Consider the following 19594-nt stretch of genomic DNA (forward strand, 5'->3'; position numbering starts at 1 on the left):
TTTCCATGGCCGATGCCGCCGCCTCCGCCGCTGCCGCCGGCGACGCTCCCACCGGCAAGGTGACCTTCGTCGGTGCCGGCCCCGGCGCAGCCGATCTGCTGACGTTCCGGGCCGCGCGCGCGATCGCCGACGCCGACGTCGTGATCTGGGCCGCGAGCCTGGTCCAGGCGGAGGTCCTCCAGCACGCGCGCGAGGACGCGGAGGTTCTGGATTCCGCGACGATGTCCCTCGAAGACGTCGTCGCCGTCTACGAGCGGGCCCGGACGGAGGGGCTGCGGGTGGCCCGTATCCACTCCGGGGACCCGGCGCTCTGGGGCGGTACCCAGGAGCAGGTCGACCGGTGTGCCGGGATCGGCATCGAGGTCGAGATCGTGCCCGGTGTCTCCTCTTTCTCGGCCGTGGCCGCGCTGGCCCAGCGCGAGCTGACCATTCCCGAGGTGGCGCAGTCCGTCGTGCTCACCCGGCTCGGCGGTGGCAAGACGCCGATGCCGCCCGGGGAGGAGGTGCGGGAGTTCGCCCGGCACGGGACCACCATGGCGATCTTCCTCTCCGCCGCGCGCAGCGGGCAGCTGGTGCGCGAGCTGCTGGAGGGCGGCTACCCCACGTCCACCCCGGTCGTCATCGCCTACCAGGCGACCTGGCCGGAGGAGCTGGTCGTGCGGTGCACGATCGAGACGCTGGAGGAGACGGTCAAGGAGCACAAGCTCTGGAAGCACACCCTCTTCCTGGTCGGCCCGGCCCTGGCCGCCCACGGCACCCGCTCGCACCTCTACCACCCCGGCCACTTCCACGGTTTCCGCAAAGCCGATCCGCAGGCCCGGCGGGAGCTGCGCGAGCGGGGGGCCAGTACATGATCACGGTCGTCGGTACGGGGACGGGCACCCCGCTGCCGCCCGGCGTGCTCGCCGGCGCCCGGCTGGTCGTCGGGGGACGGCGGCATCTGGACGCCGTACGGCTGCCGGAGGGGGCCGAGCGGGTCGTCCTCGGGCCGCTGGCGCCCGCCCTCGACACCATCGGGGAGTACGTCGGCAAGGACCTGCCCGTGACCGTGCTGGCCTCGGGGGATCCCGGCTTCTTCGGGATCGTGCGGGTGCTGGCCGAGCGGTTCGGCACGGACCGGCTGGACGTGCGGGCCGGGGTGTCGTCCGTCGCCGTCGCCTTCGCCCGCATCGGGCTGCCCTGGGACGACGCCGTGGTGGTGAGCGCGCACGGACGCGACCCCCGCACGGCGGTGAACGTCTGCCGGGCGCATCCGAAGGTCGCGGTGCTGACGGGGCCGGGGGCGGGTCCGGCGGAGCTGGGGGCGGCGCTGCGGCAGACCATCGGCACACCCCCGGGCACGCCACCGGGCGGGCCCGTGGGCGGGTCCGACGCGCGCGTCCTCGTCGTCGCCTCGGCGCTCGGCTCCGCGCGGGAGCGCGTCGAGCGGGTCACGCCCGCCGAGGCCGCGGACCGCGACTGGGGGCCGGACGTCAGCGTGGTGCTGTGCCTCGACGAGGCGCGGACGCGGGCGCCGGGCGCCGTGCGGACGGTGGCGGGGGGCCGGGCGGAACCCGCCGGGTGGGCCCTCGGCGAGGACGAGTTCGCGCACCGCGACTCGATGATCACCAAGTTCGAGGTACGGGCGCTGGCGCTGGCCCGGCTCGGGCCCCGCCTCGGCGACCTGGTCTGGGACGTCGGCGCGGGCTCCGGGTCGGTGGCGGTGGAGTGCGCACGCCTCGGCGCCGCCGTCGTCGCCGTGGAGAAGGCGGCGGACGGGGTGGAGCGGATCGCGGCCAACGCCCGGGCGCACGGGGTGTACGTGGATGTGGTGTGTGACATGGCACCGGACGCTCTGACCGGCCTCCCCGACCCCGACGCCGTGTTCATCGGCGGGGGCGGGGCCGAACTGCCCGCGATCGTCGGCACCTGCGCCGCGCGCGCCCGGCGGACGGTGGTGGTCGCGATGGCCGCGCTGGACCGGGTACCGGCGGCGCGTGCGGCGCTCACCGGTGCCGGGTTCTCCTGTGACGGGGTACTGCTGCAGTCCTCCCGTCTCGCGCCGCTGCCGGGCGAGGTGACCCGGCTGGCGGCGACCAATCCCGTGTTCCTGCTGTGGGGAACGCGAACCCCCTTGTCTGACGAAGGAGTTGCTCTGTGATCGGCCTCATTTCCGCCACCGCGGCGGGGGCGGCGGCGCGCGACCGGCTGGCCGCGGCGTGGCCGGACCGCACGCGGGTGTACGACGGTCCCGTCAAGGACGCCGTACGGTCCGCGTTCGCGGAGTGCGAGCAGCTGGTGTGTTTCCTGGCCACGGGTGCGGTGGTCCGGCTGATCGCCCCGCTGCTGGGCGGGAAGGCGACCGACCCGGGTGTGGTGTGCGTCGACGAGGGCGGGCGGTTCGCCGTGTCGCTGGTCGGCGGGCACGGGGGCGGCGCGAACGAACTCGCCCGGGAGGTGGGTGAGGTGCTGGCCGCGCAGCCGGTGGTGACCACCGCGACCGACTCGGTCGGGCTGCCCGGGCTCGACACCCTCGGCTTCCCGGTCGAGGGCTCGGTGGCGGCCGTGTCGCGGGCCCTGCTGGACGGCGAACCGGTGGCGCTGCACGCCGAGTCGGCGTGGCCGCTGCCGCCGCTGCCGCTGGCGGAGGAGGGCGCCCACCACGTCCGGCTGACCGACCGCGCGGTCGAACCCGGCGAGAACGAGGTGCTGTTGCGGCCGCCGTCCCTGGTCGTCGGCGTCGGTGCCTCGAAGGGCGCCCCCGTCGACGAGGTGCTCGGCCTCGTCGACGCGGCGCTGCGGGACGCGGGGCTGTCGCCGCGCAGCATCGCCGAACTCGCCACCGTCGACGCCAAGGCCGGGGAACCCGGGATCGTCGCGGCGGCCGCGCGGCTCGGGGTCCCGCTGGTGACGTACTCCGCCGAGGAACTGGCCGGCGTCCGGGTCCCCAACCCCTCGGACGCCCCCCTCGCCGCCGTCGGCACCCCCTCCGTCGCCGAGGCGGCGGCCCTCGCGCGGGGCGGCGAACTCCTCGTCCCCAAGCGGAAGTCGGAGCGCGAGGACGACCGGCCCGCCATGGCGACCTGTGCCGTCGTACGGCGTCCGGCGCGCGGGCGGCTCGCCGTCGTCGGCCTCGGTCCCGGTGCCCGGGACCTGCTCACCCCGCGCGCCAGGGCCGAACTACGGCGCGCTGCGGTGCTCGTCGGCCTCGACCAGTACGTCGACCAGATCCGTGACCTGCTGCGGCCCGGCACCCGGATCCTGGAGTCGGGGCTCGGCGCGGAGGAGGAGCGGGCGCGTACCGCGGTCGCCGAGGCGCGCGCCGGGCAGGCCGTCGCGCTGATCGGCAGCGGGGACGCGGGCGTGTACGCCATGGCCTCCCCGGCGCTGGCCGAGGCCTCCGACGACATCGACGTGATCGGCGTCCCCGGTGTCACGGCCGCGCTCGCGGCCGGGGCGATCCTGGGCGCGCCGCTCGGCCACGACCATGTCTCGATCAGCCTGTCCGACCTGCACACGCCGTGGGAGGTCATCGAGCGCCGGGTGCGCGCGGCGGCCGAGGCGGACATCGTCGTGACGTTCTACAACCCGCGTTCCCGGGGCCGCGACTGGCAGCTGCCGAAGGCGCTCGCCATCCTCGCCGGGCACCGGGAGCCGGCGACGCCCGTCGGTGTCGTACGCAACGCCTCGCGCCCCGACGAGTCGAGCCGGCTGACCACCCTGGGTGCGCTGGACCCGGCGTGGGTCGACATGATGACCGTCGTGACCGTGGGCAACACGGCGACCCGGAACATCGCCGGGCGCATGGTCACCCCGCGCGGCTACCGCTGGCAGGCGAGCGCTCAGGAGGAGGGCAAGTGAACCGGGTCGTCCATCCCATCGAGCAGGAGTCCTACCGGCGGCTGCGCGCCCGCCTGGACACCTCGCACTTCCCGCCGCTGACCCGGGCGGTCGTGGAGCGGGTCATCCACTCCGCCGCCGACCTGGAGTACGCGGCCGACCTGGTGACCGACGAGGCCGACCTGGTGAAGGCACACGCGGCGCTGCACGCCGGGGCGCCGGTCGTCGTGGACGTCGAGATGGTCGCCGCCGGGATCACCCGCAGGGAGACGGTGTGCCGGCTGCGCGACGCCGGGTCCGAACCCGGTCTGACCCGTTCGGCGCACGCGATCCGGCTCGCCTACGAGCAGGTCGGGCCCGGCGCCCTGTGGGTGATCGGCAACGCGCCGACCGCGCTGGAGGAGTTGCTGACGCTGGACGCCGCCCCCGCGCTCGTCATCGGTCTGCCCGTCGGTTTCGTCGGCGCGGCCGAGTCCAAGGCCGCGTTGCGGGCGAGCGGGCTGCCCGCCGTGAGCAACGTGTCCGAGAAGGGCGGCTCGGCGGTCGCCGCCGCCGCGCTCAACGCCCTGCTGTACCACCCCACTTCCGAGGAGACCCTGTGACCACCCCGCCCGCCCTGCTCATCGCCGGCCACGGCACCCGGGACGAAGCCGGGGCCGAGGCGTTCCGCGACTTCGTGCGGCAGCTGGGACGCCGCCACCCCGAACTGCCCGTCGCGGGCGGCTTCATCGAACTGTCCCCGCCGCCGCTCGGCGACGCCGTGGCCGAGCTGGTGGAGCAGGGCGTACGGCGGTTCGCCGCGGTACCGCTGATGCTGGTCTCCGCCGGGCACGCCAAGGGCGACATCCCGGCGGCGCTCGCCCGGGAGAAGGAGCGGCACCCGGGGATCTCGTACACCTACGGCCGTCCGCTGGGACCCCACCCCTCCCTGCTGTCGGTCCTGGAGCGGCGCTTGGACGAGGCGCTGGGCGGTTCCTCGCGGGCCGCACGGGACCGCGCCGAGGTGACCGTGCTGCTGGTGGGCCGCGGTTCGACGGACCCCGACGCCAACGCCGAGGTGCACAAGGCGGCCCGGCTGCTGTGGGAGGGCCGCGGGTACGCCGGGGTGGAGACGGCGTTCGTGTCGCTGGCGGCGCCGGACGTGCCGAGCGGCCTCGACCGGTGTCTGAGACTGGGGGCGCGCCGGATCGTCGTCCTGCCGTACTTTCTCTTCACCGGGATCCTGCCGGACCGGGTGCGCCAGCAGGCCGAGGGCTGGGCGGCCGCGCACCCGGAGATCGAGGTGTGTTCGGCGGACGTCATCGGGCCCGAGCCGGAACTGCTGGACCTGGTGATGGAGCGGTACCGGGAGGCGGTAGAGGGTGATCTGCGGATGAACTGCGACTCGTGCGTCTACCGGATCGCGCTGCCCGGTTTCGAGGACAAGGTCGGGCTGCCGCAGCAGCCGCACTTCCACCCGGACGACGACGGCCACCACCACGGACACGGACACCATCACCATGGCGGGCACGCGCATGCGCACTGAGGACGGTCCCGGCGGCCCAGGAGGCGACAGAGGCCCCGAAGACCCCGGAGGTGCCCCGGGCGGGCACGATCTGCGGCACCACGGCGACGCCGAGGTCCGGGACGGCGGTCCGGCGCTCGTCGACCTCGCGGTCAACGTGCGCACCGGCACTCCCCCGGTCTGGCTGCGGGAGCGGATAGCGGAGTCGCTGTGCGGGCTGGCGGCCTACCCGGACGGGCGGGCGGCACGGGCGGCGGTCGCGGCGCGGCACGGGCTGCCGGTGGAGCGGGTGCTGCTGACGGCGGGCGCCGCGGAGGCGTTCGTCCTGCTGGCGCGGGCGCTGAAGGTGCGCCGGCCGGTGGTGGTCCACCCGCAGTTCACCGAGCCGGAGGCGGCGCTGCGGGACGCCGGGCACACCGTGGACCGGGTGCTGCTGCGGGAGGCGGACGGGTTCCGGCTGGATCCGGCGGCCGTCCCGGAGGACGCCGACCTGGTCGTGATCGGCAATCCGACGAACCCGACGTCGGTGCTGCATCCGGCCGGGGTGATCGCCCGACTCGCGCGTCCCGGGCGGACGTTGGTGGTCGACGAGGCGTTCATGGACGCGGTGCCGGGCGAGCGGGAGGCGCTGGCCGGGCGGGCCGATGTGCCGGGTCTGGTGGTGCTGCGGAGCCTGACGAAGACGTGGGGGCTGGCCGGGCTGCGGATCGGGTACGTGCTGGCCGAGCCGGAGATCATCACGGAGCTGGAGCGGGCGCAGCCGTTGTGGCCGGTGTCCACACCCGCGCTGGCCGCGGCCGAGGCGTGTGTGGCGCCGCGCGCGCTGGCGGAGGCGGCGCATGCGGCGCACCGTGTCGCCGCCGACCGGGCCCATCTGGTGGCGGGCCTCGAGGAGTTCGCGCCCGAGGGGGTGCGGGTGGCGGGGCCGGCGGAAGGGCCGTTCGTGCTCGTCCGGATGGCGGGGGCGGCGGCCGTGCGGCGGCAGCTGCGGGTGCTGGGGTACGCCGTGCGGCGGGGGGACACGTTTCCCGGGCTGGACGAGGAGTGGGTGCGGATCGCGGTGCGGGACCGGGTGACGGTGAACCGGTTCCTGCAGGCGCTTGATCAGGCGTTGATGTTGACACGGGCGTGAGGGGAAGGGCTGGGGAACTGCGGACCGTGGGCGAGCGCGGGTGCGTTGTGGCTGGTCGCGCAGTTCCTCCCCCAGCCTTCGGCCGGGGGTACCCCCAGCGCCCCTTCGGGGCGCTTCAGTGGGCGCCTCTAAGAACGCCTGCGGCGCGCCAGGAGAACCACTCCCCCGCCCGTCAGTACCAAGGCGAGCGCTCCTCCCACGACATACGGCGTCACCGAACTCCCGCCCGTCTCCGCCAGCTTCGTCTCCTTCACCGGGGCGCCCTGCACCTTCACGTCGGACACCGGGTCGGCGGGATCAGAGGGATCCGCGGGATCGGCCGGGGCCGCCGCGGGGTCGGGCGGTGTTTGGCAGGTCGTCTTCGCCAGGGTCAGGGTTCCCGTCACCTCGGCCACGTTGAGCTTCAACGGGTTGATGGAGACCTTGAGTTCGAGGGCGCCGGCCGCCGCCGTGGTCGAGGTCGTCTCGCGCCTGGAGAGGTCGAGACGGACCTCGCCGACGCCGGGGACCTTGACGTCGGTGGGGCCGCCCGCGCTCAGCGTCACGCGCTTGCCGAGCACGGTGACGGCGCCGAGCACGTCGGCGGAGGCCCGCGGCTGTTCGCCGGTCTCGCAGGTGGCCTTGGACGTGACCGTGTCGAGTTCGACGAGGGACAGCAGGGGCAGGCCCGGCAGGTGCAGCCGGGCGTGGGCGAGGTGGACGGCGGCCTCGGCGCGGTCGGCGGAGACCGTCGCCTTCGCCGAGGCGACGTCCGCGCCGAGGACGTTGAAGGGCTTGCCGCCGTCGACTCCGTCGAGGGTGGCGGTCAGCGCCGTCCGGTCGGCGCTCTGCGGTGCCCGGACCTCGTTCAGGGAGACCGCGAGCGGGACGTTCACGGTCTTGCTGAGGAGGGAGACGTCGAGGCCGGTGCGCAGGACGACCGCGCTCGCGCGACCGTGGCCGGTGGTCGCGTGTGCGGTGCCCGCGCCGGCCAGGGCCGCGGGACCGGCGGCCAGGGCCGTGGCCGTCGCGAAGGTCGCGAGACGGCGTGCGGGCATACGGAATGTGTCGCTGTTCAAGGTGGTGGGACCCCCAGAGGAAACGTGCTCGGGACCCGCCAAGAATTACGCACTGTGGGTGAACGGGCAGCAATCCTGCGTTACTTCACTCAATAGTGGACTTTCCGCGCATCTATTCGAGTCGGCAGGCACAGCAGTTCCCTTACTCCACGACCTGCCCGTTCAGCACCACTCTCCGGGGGGACGCGAGGACGCGCACGTCCGCGCGCGGGTCGCTCTCGTACACCACCAGGTCCGCCGGTGCGCCCTCCTCCAGTCCGGGCCTGCCCAACCAGGCGCGGGCCGCCCAGCTGGTCGCCGCGAGCGCGTCGACGGGCGGGATCCCGGCGGTCACCAGCTCGGCGACCTCGCCCGCGACCAGGCCGTGGGCCAGGCTGCCCCCTGCGTCCGTGCCGACGTACACCGGGATCCCCGCGTCGTAGGCGGCCCGGACCGTGTCGTAGCGGCGCTCGTACAGCCTGCGCATATGGGCCGACCAGCGGGGGAACCTGGCCTCGCCGCCCGCCGCCAGGTCCGGGAAGGTGGCGATGTTGACCAGGGTGGGGACGATCGCGACACCACGGGAGGCGAAGAGGGGGATCAGGTCCTCCGTCAGGCCCGTGGCGTGCTCGATGCAGTCGATGCCGGCCTCGACCAGGTCCGGGAGCGAGTCCCGGGCGAAGCAGTGTGCGGTGACCCGGGCGCCGAGCCGGTGGGCCTCGGCGATGGCCGCCTCCACCGCGTCACGGGGCCAACTGGGCGCCAGGTCGCCGAGGTCGCGGTCGATCCAGTCGCCGACCAGCTTGACCCAGCCGTCGCCGCGCCGGGCCTCCTCGGCGACGTACGCGACCAGGTCCGCCGGCTCGATCTCGTGGGCGAAGTTCCTGATGTAGCGGCGGGTGCGCGCGATGTGCCGGCCGGCCCTGATGATCTTCGGGAGGTCGTCGCGGTCGTCGACCCAGCGGGTGTCCGACGGTGAGCCGGCGTCCCGGATGAGGAGGGTGCCGGCCTCGCGGTCGGTGCGGGCCTGCTTCTCGGCCGTCGCCGCGTCGACCGGGCCGTGCGGGCCGAGGCCGACGTGGCAGTGGGCGTCGACGAGACCGGGGAGCGTCCAGCCCTCCACGGTCCGGATGTCACGGGCGCCGGCGGGACGGTCGTAGGAGACCCGGCCGTCCACCACCCACAGCTCGTCGCGGACGTCCTCGGGTCCCACGAGGACCCTGCCCCTCACGTGCAGCACCGCCTGATCGCTCATGGGCCTCAGCCTAGGACGACCGGGAGCCCCTCATCGATGCGGCCCAGCAGCCGGCCGCCGTGCACCCGCGGGGCGTCGAAGGAGCGCCAGTCGTCCTCGCCGTCGCCGCGCGGCACCTCGGGGACGAGGACCGAGGCCGGGTCGACGTCCTGGGCGAGGTCGAGGTAGGCGGGCGCGACGACGGCGCCGTGCAGCGTGCCGCCGACGAGGTCCGGGCTGAACTCGCCGGACAGGACGGTGACCCGGGCCCGCAGATCGTCGTGGATCAGGACGAGTTCGCCGGTCGCACACGGCACTGACAGCAGGGCCTCGCCCGCCTAGTCCGAGGACTCCTCCTCCACCTGCGCCATGGCCGGGTCGAGCAGCCGGGACAGGAAGTGGCGGGTCCGTTCGTGGCTCGGGTCGCCGATGACACGGTCCGGTGCGCCGTCCTCCACGATCACCCCGCCGTCCATGAAGACCACCCGGTCGGCGACCTCCCGCGCGAAGGTCATCTCGTGGGTGACCACCATCATGGTCATGCCCTCCCGGGCCAGCATCCGCATGACCGCCAGGACGTCCCCGACCAGCTCCGGGTCGAGGGCGGACGTCGGCTCGTCGAAGAGCATCACCTCGGGGCCCATGGACAGCGACCGGGCGATCGCCACCCGCTGCTGCTGGCCGCCGGAGAGGGAGGCGGGGTAGGCGTCCGCCTTCTCGGAGAGACCCACGCGGGCGAGGTTCTCGGCGGCGACCCGTGCTGCCGTCGCCTTGTCCCGGCGCAGCACCCGGCGCTGCGGCAGGGTGAGGTTCTCGGTGACCGTGAGGTGCGGGAAGAGGTTGAACTGCTGGAAGACCATGCCGATCTTGCGGCGCACGGCGTCGATGTCGACGTCCGGGTCCGTCAACTCGGTGCCGCCGACGAACACCTGCCCTTGGGTGGGCTCTTCGAGCAGGTTGACGCAGCGCAGCAGGGTGGACTTGCCGGAGCCGGACGGGCCGATCACGCAGACGACCTCGCCCTGGCCGATCTCCAGGTCGATGCCGCGCAGCACCTCGTTGTCGCCGAAGGACTTGTGCAGGCCCTTCACCTCGATCTCGGGTCGGCTCATCTGACGGCCTCCTGGGCCTTCGCCTCCATGCGGCGGACGACGAAGCCGAGCGGGATCGTGACCAGCAGGTAGCACAGGCCGGCGACGAGGATCGGCGTGGAGTTGGCGGTCGTACTGGCCAGGTCGCGCCCGTACTTGGACAGTTCGCGCTCCTCCAGGGTGACGCCGAGGAAGAGGACCAGGGAGGAGTCCTTGAAGAGCAGGACCAGTTCGTTGGTCAGCGGCGGGAGGATGATGCGGAACGCCTGCGGGATGACGATCGAGACCATGGCGCGGGCGGGTGAGAAGCCCAGCGAACGGGCCGCCTCCATCTGCCCCTTGGGCACCGCCTGGATGCCCGCGCGGATCGTCTCGGCCATGTAGGCGGCGGCGACCAGGCCGAGTGCGAGGGCCACCTTGCCGTAGGTGCCGCCGATGATCTCGGTGCCGGGGAAGGCCAGCGGGACGGCGACCCCGATGAAGATGAAGATCAGCAGGGCGGGCAGGCCGCGGAAGATCTCGATGTAGACGCCGGCGACCCAGCGGTAGGGCCCGACCGACGACAGCCGCATCAGCGCGATCACCATGCCGAGGGCCAGTCCGACGACGAAGCCGGACAGGGTGTAGAGCACCGTGTTCTTCAGCGCCAGCGTGATGACGTCCGGGAACATCTGCTTCGCGATGTCCCACTGGGCGAACTGGTTCTGCAGCCGTCCCCAGTCGGCGCCGACCGCGAAGGCGATGACGGCGGCGACGAAGACGACGTACTGGGCGCCGCGCGACAGGCGGCGCTTCTGTCGCCGGGTCAGGCCCTTCCTGCGGGGCTGGAGTGCGGTGTCCGTGTCCGTGGTCATGAGGCGGCGGGGGACGCGGCCGAGGCGTCGTAGGGACCGATCCACTTCTCGTACAGCTTCTTGTACGTGCCGTCGGCCTTGGCGTCGGCGATCGCCTTGTTGACGGCAGCGAGGAGCTTGGTGTTGCCCTTCTTCACCGTGAAGCCGTACTGCTCGCCGGTGTTGATGTTGTCGGCGACCTGGAAGGCGCTCGCGTTGGCCTTGTCCTTCAGCCAGCCCTGGACCACCGGGTAGTCGATGACGACGGCCTTGACCTGGCCGGTGCGCAGGCCGTTGAGGACGGCGTCGGAGGACTCGAAGGAGACCGGATCGAAGCCCTGCTTCCGGACGTAGTCCTCACCCGTGGTCTGTGCCTGGGCGCCCAGCCGGACCTTCTTGGCCTTGGCGTCGGCGAGCGAGGTGATGCCGCTGTTCTTGTCGACGAGGAGGGCCTGGGTGGCGTCGAAGTACGGGGCGGAGAAGTCGACGTTCTTCTTGCGCTCGGCGGTGATGGTCATGCCGGCCGCGGCCAGGTCGCACTCGCCGGAGTTGAGGAAGGCGCCGGTCTTGAAGTTCTCGAACGGCGTGTCGAGGATCTGCTGCTTCACGCCGAGGTTCTTGGCGACCAGGTCGATCATCGACACGTCGAAGCCCTGCACCTTGCCGTCGATCTCCGACTGGAACGGCGGGTACGGCAGGTGGGTGCAGGTGGTGAGCTGCCCGGCCTTGACGAGTTCGACCCCGCCTGCGGCCGTCCTGGAGGCGCTGGAGCCGTTGCCGCTCGACGTGCAGCCGGCCACGAGGGCCAGCCCGGCCGCGGCGGTGGCGGCGGCCAGGACGCGAGCCCGGCGGCGCCCGAGGAGCGTGGTCACGAGACCTCCCGTGAGTCTGTGGGGAAGCTCCCGACGATCTGTGAGGGAGCTTTGGATTCCGGTTCTGCGGGTTCCGATTATAAGGAGATGTTTGGGCCTCTCAAACCAAACCGATGGCCGTGGGCCTGTCCGGCCTAAGAAGTCGCCGGTCGGGGCGGTGCGGCGGGTGCCGGTTACGCTCGTCTTGATCTGCCCCGTACGCCCCTCCATGAGCCCATGAGCGAAGAGAGCACTGTCGTGACCCACCCCTTCCTCGACCTGCCCCCGCTGACCGCCGCCCGCTTCGCCGCGATCGAGGACCGGGTGGCCCGGTTGCTGGACACCCGCCAGGACGTCGTGATCATGCAGGGCGAGGCACTGCTGCCCCTGGAGGGCGCGATCAGGGCGACAGCGGGGCCGGGGACGACCGCGCTGAACGTGATCACCGGCCCGTACGGGCAGACGTTCGGGAACTGGCTGCGGGACTGCGGCGCGACGGTGATCGACCTCTCCGTGCCGTTCCACACGGCGGTGACGGCCGCGCAGATCCGGGAGGCCTTCACCGAGCACCCGGAGATCGACTTCGTCTCCCTGGTGCACGCGGAGGCGGCGACCGGCAACACCAACCCGGTCGCGGAGATCGGCGAGGTGGTACGGGCCCACGGCGCCCTCTTCTACCTGGACGCGGTCGCCTCGGTCGGCGCCGAGCCGGTGCTGCCCGACGCGTGGGGCGTGGACCTGTGCGTGATCGGGGCCCAGAAGGCGATGGGCGGCCCGGCCGGCGTCTCGGCGGTGTCGGTGAGCGCGCGGGCGTGGGCCCGGATGGCGGCGAACCCGAGCGCCCCGCGCCGCTCCTACCTCTCCCTGCTGGACTGGAAGGAGCGCTGGGTCGACGGCGGCCGCAAGGTGCTGCTGCACGCGCCGGCGCAGCTGGAGATGCTGGCGCTGGAGGCGTGCGTCGAGCGGATCGAGGCGGACGGCCCGGAGACCGTGATGGCCCGGCACCGTACGGCCGCGCTGGCCACCCGGGCCGGGGCGGTGGCCCTCGGCGGCGGCCTGGAGCCGTACGTGTACGCGGAGTCGGACGCGGCACCGGTCGCCACGACGTTGCGGGTGCCGTCGGGTGTGGTGGCGTCGGAACTGGTCGCCGAGGCCCTGGCGGGCGACGGCACCCTGCCGCTGGCCGCGGGCGGGGGCGCCCTGGCCGGGGAGATGATCCGGGTCAACCACTACGGGGTGGACGCGACGGCCGGTGCCGTCCGGTCGAGCCTGGCGGCGATCGGCGCGGGGCTGGCGAAGCGGGGGCTGACGGTGGACCCGGAGGGCGCCCGGCGGGCGGTCGATTCCGCCTGGCGGTAGCGGGGCGGCCGGCCTCGGGAGCGTATAGACAACGTTACCGGCGCCTGAATTCAAGGAAATCTCGAATTCCTTTTCAGTGGATGGCTTACCCGAGTTCTTCTGCCCGCTTTTTGCGCAGCTAAACAGGGGGAATTTCGTCCGGGTTTCAACCCTGTGACACACTCCACACAGCCGGGCAATTTGCCCGATTTATGGCGGGATATATCGGGACATAGCGCCAGTCCAGATTCAGCCACCACCGACACCCACCGTGCGTTTTTGCATTTGCCTCGCTAAATTCAATTCGCATGACTGCCCCACAAGCAGACCTGATCGTCGACCGTCCGCTGGTGACCGACGGTGCCGCTCTCTGGCGTATCGCCAAGGATTCCGGAAGCCTCGATCTCAACTCCTCGTACAGCTATCTGCTGTGGTGCCGGGATTTCGCCGGCACCTCGGCGGTGGCGCGTGGCGCGGACGGCGAGCCCGTCGGGTTCGTGACCGGGTACACCCGGCCGGACCGGCCGGACACGCTGCTCGTCTGGCAGGTGGCCGTGGACGCCGCGCAGCGCGGGCGCGGCATCGCGGCGCGACTGCTGGACGGGCTCACGGCGCAGGTGGCCGCCGACCGGCCGCTCACCGCCGTCGAGACCACCATCACCCCCGGCAACACCGCCTCCGAGCGCCTGTTCACCTCGTACGCCGCCCGGCACGGCGCCGTCGTCGAGCGCTCGGTGCTGTTCGAGGCCGGTGAGTTCCCCGACGGTCCGCACGACCCCGAAGTCCTGTACCGCATAGGCCCCTTGACCCCCACATCGCACTGAGGAGCCCCGCCGTGACCATCATCCAGCCCGACCTCGGCGTCTTCGAGACCCTGGAGTCCGAGGTTCGCAGCTACTGCCGCGGTTGGCCGACCGTGTTCGACCGGGCGCGGGGCAGCCGCATGTACGACGAGGACGGCCACGAGTACCTCGACTTCTTCGCCGGCGCCGGATCACTCAACTACGGCCACAACAACCCCGTACTGAAACGGGCGCTGCTCGACTACCTGGAACGGGACGGCGTCACCCACGGCCTCGACATGTCGACGGTGGCCAAACGGTCGTTCCTGCAGACCTTCCAGGACCTGGTGCTGCGGCCGCGCGAGCTGCCGTACAAGGTCATGTTCCCGGGGCCGACGGGGACGAACGCCGTCGAGTCGGCGCTCAAACTCGCCCGGAAGGTGAAGGGGCGCGAGGCGATCGTGTCGTTCACCAACGCCTTCCACGGGATGTCCCTCGGCTCGCTCGCCGTCACCGGCAACGCCTTCAAGCGGGCCGGGGCCGGGATCCCGCTGGTGCACGGGACGCCGATGCCGTTCGACAACTACTTCGACGGGACCGTGCCGGACTTCCTCTGGTTCGAGCGGCTGTTGGAGGACCAGGGGTCGGGGCTCAACAAGCCGGCCGCGGTGATCGTGGAGACCGTGCAGGGCGAGGGCGGCATCAACGTCGCGCGGCCCGAGTGGCTGCGCGCCCTCAAGGCGCTCTGCGAGCGGCAGGACATGCTGCTGATCGTCGACGACATCCAGATGGGCTGCGGCCGCACCGGCGCCTTCTTCTCCTTCGAGGAGGCGGGCATCGTCCCGGACATCGTCACCGTGTCCAAGTCCATCAGCGGGTACGGGCTGCCGATGTCGCTGTGCCTGTTCCGGCCCGAGCTGGACGTGTGGGAGCCGGGCGAACACAACGGCACCTTCCGCGGCAACAACCCCGCCTTCGTCACCGCGACCGCTGCCCTGGAGAGCTACTGGGCCGACGGCCCGGCGATGGAGAAGCAGACCCGGACCAAGGGCGAGCAGGTCGAGCAGGGGCTCATCGCGATCGTCGAGGAGAACCTCGCCGACGTGCGGGAGTACCGGGGGCGGGGCCTGGTGTGGGGCCTGGAGTTCCACGACAAGGAGCGGGCCGGGCGGATCGCCAGGCGCGCCTTCGAACTCGGGCTGCTCATCGAGACGTCGGGGCCGGAGAGCGAGGTCGTCAAGCTGCTGCCCGCCCTGACCGTCACCCCGGAGGAACTGGACGAGGGGCTGAGCATCCTCGCCCGGGCCGTCCGGGAAACCATCTGAAACACCAGCTAGGAGGCATCGCAGAACCGTGATCGTCCGTTCGTTCAAGGAGATCGAAGGCACCGACCGCCATGTGAAGGCGGCGTCCGGGACCTGGGAGAGCAAACGCATCGTCCTCGCCAAGGAGCGGGTCGGCTTCTCGGTCCACGAGACGATCCTCTACGCGGGCACCGAGACGTCGATGTGGTACGCCAACCACATCGAGGCCGTCGTCTGCGTCGAGGGCGAGGCCGAGCTGACCGACCGCGAGACCGGGACGTCGTACACGATCACGCCCGGCACCATGTACCTCCTCGACGGGCACGAGCGGCACACGCTGCGCGTCAAGGAGGACTTCCGCTGCATCTGCGTGTTCAATCCGCCGGTCACCGGCCGGGAGGACCACGACGAGAACGGCGTCTATCCCCTGCTGACGGAGGAGGGCTGACCATGACCACGATCACCGACCTCTACCCGAGCCGCGGCCCCGTCGAGGTCTCGGTCCCCCGCAAGGACCCCGTCGTCTGGTCGGCACCCGGCGCTCCCGGCCCGATCGCCACGGACCGGCTGGAGGCGTTCGAGCGCGACGGCTTCCTCACCGTCGACCAGCTCATCGGGGACGACGAGGTCGCCGTCTACCAGCGGGAGCTGGAGCGGCTGATCACCGACCCGGCGATCCGGGCCGACGAACGCTCCATCGTGGAGCCGAAGTCCAAGGAGATCCGGTCCGTCTTCGAGGTGCACCGGATCAGCGAGGTGTTCGCGAACCTGGTGCACGACGAGCGGGTGGTCGGCCGGGCCCGGCAGATCCTCGGCTCGGACGTGTACGTCCACCAGTCCCGGATCAACGTCAAGCCCGGGTTCGGCGCCAGCGGCTTCTACTGGCACTCGGACTTCGAGACCTGGCACGCCGAGGACGGCCTGCCGAACATGCGCACGGTGTCCGTCTCGATCGCCCTGACCGAGAACCACGACACCAACGGCGGCCTGATGATCATGCCGGGCTCGCACCGGACGTTCCTGGGCTGCGCCGGCGCCACGCCCGAGGACAACTACAAGAAGTCGCTGCAGATGCAGGACGCGGGCACGCCCTCCGACGAGGCCCTGACGGAACTGGCCTCGCGGCACGGCATCAGGCTGTTCACCGGCAGGGCCGGGTCGGCGACCTGGTTCGACTGCAACTGCATGCACGGCAGCGGGGACAACATCACGCCGTTCCCGCGCAGCAACGTCTTCATCGTGTTCAACAGCGTGGAGAACACGGCGGTGGAGCCGTTCGCGGCGCCGGTGCGCAGGCCCGAGTTCATCGGGGCGCGGGACTTCACGCCGATCCGCTGAGCGCGTCGTTCGCCGCGGGGGCCGCCACGTCTGACGTGGCGGCCCCCGCGGCGTTTCACCGTGCCCCCGGGTCAGCCCGCGAGGGCGCCGAGCAGGCGGTCCACGTCCGCCGGCGTGTTGAAGAGGTGGAAGGCCGCGCGCAGGTTGCCGGACCGGTTGGAGACCTCGATGCCGGCCCGGCTCAGTTCGGGCTGGCGGGCGCCGAGCCCGGGGACCGAGACGATCGCCGAGCCGGGGGCGGGCACCGGCTCGTGCCCGAGGGCCGCGAGCCCGGCGCGGAACCGGTCGGCGAGGCCCACGTCGTGGGCGTGTACGGCGGGCACGCCGAGTTCCTCGATCAGGTCGAGCGAGCGGCGCAGGCCGGCGAACGTGAACAGGGCGTGGGTGAGGTCGAACCGCCGTGCGGAGTGGGCGAGTTCGGTGACCGGGCCGTAACAGCTGTCCCACGGCTCCTCGCCCGCGACCCACCCGGCGAGCAGCGGGGTCAGCCCGCCGAAGTCCTCGGGGAGCACGAGGAAGGCCACGCCGTGCGGGCCGAGCAGCCACTTGAAGGAGACGGTCGCGGTGAAGTCGTACGCGTCGGCGTCCATCGGCAGCCAGCCGGCGGCCTGGGAGAAGTCGACGTAGGTGCGGGTCCCGTGCGCGCGGGCGGCCTCGCGGAGCGCGGGCAGGTCGGCGAGCCGCCCGTCCGCCGACTGGACCGCGCTGACCGCGACGAGGGCGGTGTCCGGACGCACGGACTCGGCGATGCGCTCCAGCGGCACCGCGCGGACCTTCAGGTCGCCGCGGACGTGGAACGGGTTCAGTACGGAGGTGAAGTCGTCCTCGGCGGTCAGGACTTCGGCGCCGGCCGGCAGCGAGGCCGCGATCACGCCGGAGTGCGCGGCGACCGAGGCGCCCGCCGCGACCCGGGTCGCCGGGACGCCGGCGAGCCGGGCGTAGGCGGCCCGGCACGCCTCCACGTCCTCGTAGAGCGAGGTCAGGGGCCGGCCCTCGGCCCGCAGCAGGGCCGCCCGGTGCAGGGCGGCCACGGTACGGGCGGGCAGCAGGCTGTTGCTGGCGGTGTTGAGGTAGGTGGTCTTCGGGGCGAACTCGGCGCGGACGAGGCTCTCGAACGTCTCCGTGGTCTCCATGCGTCCACTCTGCGGTCCGGGGAATCCCCCGTCCATTGCGGATTTTTACCTGGATCCGCTAAGCGACGCTTATACGACGCCCTTGACCTGCACCTTCTCTCAGTTCTGCGGCACCGCGCACCCGTCCGGCCCACAGGCCTCCGCGCCACCCTCGTCGATCAGCTTCAGCGGGGAACGCGCACCCCAGGCCTGGCTGAGCGCCTGCGTGAACACCTCGGCGGGCTGGGCCCCGGAGACCCCGTACTTCCGGTCGAGGACGAAGAACGGCACCCCGTTCGCGCCGAGCTCGGCGGCCTCGCGCTCGTCGGCGCGGACCTCGTCGGCGTAGCGGGACGGATCGGCGAGCACCGCGCGCACGGCCGCCGCGTCCAGCCCGGCCTCCACGGCCAGCTCCACGAGCCGGTCCTCGCCCTCGCTGAAGACGGACCGCTCCTCGGCGAAGTTCGCCCGGTACAGGATCTGGATCAGCTCGTCCTGGCGGCCCTGCTCCTTGGCGAAGTGCAGCAGCCGGTGCATGTCGAAGGTGTTGCCGTGGTCGCGCCCCCGGGTCCGGTACTCGAGCCCCTCGGCGGCGGCCTGCGCGCCCAGGTTCTCCTCGCCCGCCTGGGCCTGGGCCTCGCTCATGCCGTACTTCTTGCTGAGCATGGCGAGCACCGGCTGGACGTCGTCCTTGGCGCGGCCGGGGTCCAGCTCGAAGGAGCGGTGCACGACCTCGACGTCGTCACGGTGCGGGAAGGCGGCGAGCGCCTTCTCGAAGCGCGCCTTTCCGACATAGCACCAGGGGCAAGCGATATCGGACCAGATCTCGACGCGCATGTGGGTTCTCCAGGTAGCGACAACAGCTCTCTCAACTACCTGAACCTTCAAACAACCCGCTTCATTCCCCGCCCACCGCGTACCGCAGGTACAGGTGGTGGTCCCCCTCGGCCGGCGGGTTCTCCGGGTCCGGCACCCAGCCCTGGCGGGCGTAGAAGGCCTGGGCCCGCCGGTTGTCGACGTGCACGTCCAGCACGGCGGTCCGCCTGCCGTCGGCCCGCCACTGCTCCACACAGGCGGTGTGCAGGGCGGTACCGACACCGGCCCGCCAGCGGCCGGGGTCGACGTGGAACTGGAACAGCTTGACCGTTTCGGCGGCGGCGCCCTCCGGGGGGCGGAAGGAGGCGACCCCGATGATCGTCCCCCCTTCCACCACGCACAGCACCTGCCCGTCCGGCCGTTCGACGGCCCCGCGCCAGGCGGCCGTCCAGTCGACGCCGTCGTCCGGTAGGCCGTCCGGGTAGTACGTCGACCGGGCCCGGTGGTGCAGTGCGGCGATGGTCCCCGCCTCGGCGGACAGGGCCGTACGGATCACCCGGGGCCCTTTCACGTGGTCACTGATCATGCAACTGAGGACGCGGGGGGAGTCGCCTCGGTTCTGCAGCGCCCCGTAAGGGGCGCCCCTCGGGTCGTTCGCGGAGAGCCTCGTGATCAGCTGCCGTCGCGCAGGTCGGCCGGCCAGTCGGGCCTGAACTCGATGTGGTCGTACGTCACCACACACCCCTCCCCCATCGGCGACTGGGTCATGAAGCCGACCAGCGCGCCCTCCGTCTCCTTCTCGCCGCCCAGGGTGAAGAGCCGGACGAAGACCCACTTCTTCCCGTCCCGGGAGGCGTGGAAGGCGAACGCGCGGCCGGTCCGGCTGATCCGCAGCCAGACCGAACTGCCCTCCACCGTGAAGGCGTTGGCGTCGTCCGAGTGGCCCCGGGTGACGACCGTGCAGACGGTGGGCACGTCCGGGGAGTTCTCCAGACAGAGCTTGGCCCAGGCCCGGTCGCCGACGTGGACGTACAGCACGCCGGCGTCGAAGGCGGCACCGAACCCGACGGTGACCCGCGCGATCAGCTGGAAGTCCCCTTCGGGTGCCCCCAGCAGCCGGGGCGCGTCCGAGGCGGGATCCAGCGCCTCCCCGGTCGGTGGCACGAACCGATCCTGCCGGGCCCCGGCCCACCCGGTGAGCACCCCGTCCTCATGGAACCAGTGCCCGTCGGGCCCGTAGGTACGGAGAAGAAAAGGAAGTTCGGGAAGTTCGACGTCCATGGTCGGATTGTGTCAGGTGCACGCGTCCCGGAGGGGGCGCTGGGGGGTCCCCCGGGCCGAAGGCTGGGGGAGGAACTGCGCGAGCGACCACGGACAACCCGCAGCCGCCGAACCACCCCACG

21 protein-coding genes are annotated in these 19594 nt (G+C 72.3%); 11 read left to right on the forward strand and 10 right to left on the reverse strand.

From position 1 onward, the window contains the following. Window positions 1–5: 5 nt before the first annotated feature. Genes cobM through cobC form a run of 6 tightly spaced genes read left to right on the forward strand, consistent with a single transcriptional unit; the run spans window position 6 to window position 6455 of the window. A complete protein-coding gene (gene cobM, locus ACZ4UV_RS00295; RefSeq protein WP_467834999.1) occupies window positions 6–854 on the forward strand; it encodes a precorrin-4 C(11)-methyltransferase in 849 nt (282 codons plus the stop codon). Continuing rightward, entirely contained in the window at window positions 851–2140 is a 1290-nt protein-coding gene (gene cbiE, locus ACZ4UV_RS00300; protein ID WP_451022245.1) for a precorrin-6y C5,15-methyltransferase (decarboxylating) subunit CbiE, read from the forward strand. Before cobM ends, cbiE begins: the two co-directional genes overlap by 4 nt. Beyond that, window positions 2137–3840: a precorrin-3B C(17)-methyltransferase gene (gene cobJ / locus ACZ4UV_RS00305; RefSeq protein WP_451022246.1), complete on the forward strand. Its 1704-nt coding sequence runs from the start codon at window positions 2137–2139 to the stop codon at window positions 3838–3840. The genes cbiE and cobJ overlap by 4 nt, the downstream gene beginning before the upstream one ends. Further along, window positions 3837–4421, forward strand: a complete 585-nt coding sequence (locus ACZ4UV_RS00310) for a precorrin-8X methylmutase (protein WP_451022247.1) — start codon at window positions 3837–3839, stop codon at window positions 4419–4421. The genes cobJ and ACZ4UV_RS00310 overlap by 4 nt, the downstream gene beginning before the upstream one ends. Next, entirely contained in the window at window positions 4418–5344 is a 927-nt protein-coding gene (locus ACZ4UV_RS00315) for a sirohydrochlorin chelatase (RefSeq protein ID WP_451022248.1), read from the forward strand. Before ACZ4UV_RS00310 ends, ACZ4UV_RS00315 begins: the two co-directional genes overlap by 4 nt. Beyond that, window positions 5334–6455, forward strand: coding sequence for an Rv2231c family pyridoxal phosphate-dependent protein CobC (gene cobC / locus ACZ4UV_RS00320; protein ID WP_467835004.1), 1122 nt, complete (start codon window positions 5334–5336; stop codon window positions 6453–6455). Before ACZ4UV_RS00315 ends, cobC begins: the two co-directional genes overlap by 11 nt. Window positions 6456–6583: 128 nt before the next feature. On the opposite strand, the gene ACZ4UV_RS00325 is transcribed toward cobC, so the two are convergent. The 6 genes from ACZ4UV_RS00325 to ACZ4UV_RS00350 all read right to left on the reverse strand — a co-directional run bounded on the left by ACZ4UV_RS00325 (window position 6584) and on the right by ACZ4UV_RS00350 (window position 11522). After that, window positions 6584–7513 carry an SCO1860 family LAETG-anchored protein gene (locus tag ACZ4UV_RS00325; RefSeq protein WP_467835007.1) on the reverse strand — a complete coding sequence of 310 codons (930 nt, stop codon included), beginning with the start codon at window positions 7511–7513 and terminating at the stop codon, window positions 6584–6586. 142 nt (window positions 7514–7655) lie between these two features. Further along, on the reverse strand, window positions 7656–8747 hold the full coding sequence (locus ACZ4UV_RS00330; protein ID WP_390038494.1) for an amidohydrolase family protein: 1092 nt from the start codon (window positions 8745–8747) through the stop codon (window positions 7656–7658). Window positions 8748–8752: 5 nt separating this feature from the next. Then, window positions 8753–9043, reverse strand: a complete 291-nt coding sequence (locus ACZ4UV_RS00335) for a hypothetical protein (protein WP_451023086.1) — start codon at window positions 9041–9043, stop codon at window positions 8753–8755. A gap of 21 nt (window positions 9044–9064) precedes the next feature. Further along, complete coding sequence (locus ACZ4UV_RS00340) at window positions 9065–9838, reverse strand: amino acid ABC transporter ATP-binding protein (RefSeq protein ID WP_390038490.1); 774 nt, start codon at window positions 9836–9838, stop codon at window positions 9065–9067. Then, window positions 9835–10671 carry an amino acid ABC transporter permease gene (locus tag ACZ4UV_RS00345; protein ID WP_390038488.1) on the reverse strand — a complete coding sequence of 279 codons (837 nt, stop codon included), beginning with the start codon at window positions 10669–10671 and terminating at the stop codon, window positions 9835–9837. The genes ACZ4UV_RS00340 and ACZ4UV_RS00345 overlap by 4 nt, the downstream gene beginning before the upstream one ends. Beyond that, window positions 10668–11522 (reverse strand): ABC transporter substrate-binding protein, encoded by an 855-nt coding sequence (locus ACZ4UV_RS00350; protein WP_451022726.1) that lies wholly within the window; start codon window positions 11520–11522, stop codon window positions 10668–10670. Before ACZ4UV_RS00350 ends, ACZ4UV_RS00345 begins: the two co-directional genes overlap by 4 nt. A 216-nt stretch (window positions 11523–11738) precedes the next feature. Here ACZ4UV_RS00350 and ACZ4UV_RS00355 point away from each other — a divergent pair, with 216 nt between their 5' ends. From ACZ4UV_RS00355 to thpD, 5 genes are all read left to right on the forward strand, one after another. Then, window positions 11739–12860, forward strand: coding sequence for a pyridoxal-phosphate-dependent aminotransferase family protein (locus ACZ4UV_RS00355; protein ID WP_451022727.1), 1122 nt, complete (start codon window positions 11739–11741; stop codon window positions 12858–12860). Window positions 12861–13147: 287 nt separating this feature from the next. Continuing rightward, window positions 13148–13663 (forward strand): diaminobutyrate acetyltransferase, encoded by a 516-nt coding sequence (gene ectA, locus ACZ4UV_RS00360; RefSeq protein WP_351496110.1) that lies wholly within the window; start codon window positions 13148–13150, stop codon window positions 13661–13663. A gap of 11 nt (window positions 13664–13674) precedes the next feature. Further along, window positions 13675–14946 (forward strand): diaminobutyrate--2-oxoglutarate transaminase, encoded by a 1272-nt coding sequence (gene ectB, locus ACZ4UV_RS00365; protein WP_451022728.1) that lies wholly within the window; start codon window positions 13675–13677, stop codon window positions 14944–14946. A gap of 28 nt (window positions 14947–14974) precedes the next feature. Next, entirely contained in the window at window positions 14975–15373 is a 399-nt protein-coding gene (locus tag ACZ4UV_RS00370) for an ectoine synthase (RefSeq protein WP_351496114.1), read from the forward strand. Window positions 15374–15375: 2 nt separating this feature from the next. Continuing rightward, the gene (gene thpD, locus ACZ4UV_RS00375; RefSeq protein WP_390038480.1) at window positions 15376–16263 is read left to right on the forward strand and encodes an ectoine hydroxylase; all 888 of its coding nucleotides are present in this window, start codon (window positions 15376–15378) and stop codon (window positions 16261–16263) included. Window positions 16264–16334: 71 nt separating this feature from the next. On the opposite strand, the gene ACZ4UV_RS00380 is transcribed toward thpD, so the two are convergent. The 4 genes from ACZ4UV_RS00380 to ACZ4UV_RS00395 all read right to left on the reverse strand — a co-directional run bounded on the left by ACZ4UV_RS00380 (window position 16335) and on the right by ACZ4UV_RS00395 (window position 19472). Next, a complete protein-coding gene (locus tag ACZ4UV_RS00380; protein WP_467835014.1) occupies window positions 16335–17396 on the reverse strand; it encodes an aminotransferase class V-fold PLP-dependent enzyme in 1062 nt (353 codons plus the stop codon). Between the two features lie 99 nt (window positions 17397–17495). Next, a complete protein-coding gene (locus ACZ4UV_RS00385; protein WP_451017992.1) occupies window positions 17496–18212 on the reverse strand; it encodes a DsbA family oxidoreductase in 717 nt (238 codons plus the stop codon). A 61-nt stretch (window positions 18213–18273) separates the two neighbouring features. Next, entirely contained in the window at window positions 18274–18777 is a 504-nt protein-coding gene (locus tag ACZ4UV_RS00390; RefSeq protein WP_467835018.1) for a GNAT family N-acetyltransferase, read from the reverse strand. A gap of 86 nt (window positions 18778–18863) precedes the next feature. After that, the gene (locus tag ACZ4UV_RS00395; RefSeq protein ID WP_351496125.1) at window positions 18864–19472 is read right to left on the reverse strand and encodes a DUF1349 domain-containing protein; all 609 of its coding nucleotides are present in this window, start codon (window positions 19470–19472) and stop codon (window positions 18864–18866) included. Between the last annotated feature and the right edge of the window lie 122 nt (window positions 19473–19594).

The sequence above is a fragment of the Streptomyces sp. NPDC028289 genome (genome assembly GCF_055565975.1).

Bases quoted from the DNA above. Each gene is read 5' to 3' on its own strand.
- ACZ4UV_RS00395 (WP_351496125.1), bottom strand. From the start codon at position 19,472: ATGGACGTCGAACTTCCCGAACTTCCTTTTCTTCTCCGTACCTACGGG.
- ACZ4UV_RS00390 (WP_467835018.1), bottom strand. From the start codon at position 18,777: ATGATCAGTGACCACGTGAAAGGGCCCCGGGTGATCCGTACGGCCCTG.
- ACZ4UV_RS00355 (WP_451022727.1), top strand. From the start codon at position 11,739: ATGAGCGAAGAGAGCACTGTCGTGACCCACCCCTTCCTCGACCTGCCC.
- ACZ4UV_RS00385 (WP_451017992.1), bottom strand. From the start codon at position 18,212: ATGCGCGTCGAGATCTGGTCCGATATCGCTTGCCCCTGGTGCTATGTC.
- cobM (WP_467834999.1), top strand. From the start codon at position 6: ATGGCCGATGCCGCCGCCTCCGCCGCTGCCGCCGGCGACGCTCCCACC.
- ACZ4UV_RS00340 (WP_390038490.1), bottom strand. From the start codon at position 9,838: ATGAGCCGACCCGAGATCGAGGTGAAGGGCCTGCACAAGTCCTTCGGC.
- ectA (WP_351496110.1), top strand. From the start codon at position 13,148: ATGACTGCCCCACAAGCAGACCTGATCGTCGACCGTCCGCTGGTGACC.
- cobC (WP_467835004.1), top strand. From the start codon at position 5,334: ATGCGCACTGAGGACGGTCCCGGCGGCCCAGGAGGCGACAGAGGCCCC.
- ACZ4UV_RS00330 (WP_390038494.1), bottom strand. From the start codon at position 8,747: ATGAGCGATCAGGCGGTGCTGCACGTGAGGGGCAGGGTCCTCGTGGGA.
- ACZ4UV_RS00380 (WP_467835014.1), bottom strand. From the start codon at position 17,396: ATGGAGACCACGGAGACGTTCGAGAGCCTCGTCCGCGCCGAGTTCGCC.
- thpD (WP_390038480.1), top strand. From the start codon at position 15,376: ATGACCACGATCACCGACCTCTACCCGAGCCGCGGCCCCGTCGAGGTC.
- ACZ4UV_RS00345 (WP_390038488.1), bottom strand. From the start codon at position 10,671: ATGACCACGGACACGGACACCGCACTCCAGCCCCGCAGGAAGGGCCTG.
- cbiE (WP_451022245.1), top strand. From the start codon at position 851: ATGATCACGGTCGTCGGTACGGGGACGGGCACCCCGCTGCCGCCCGGC.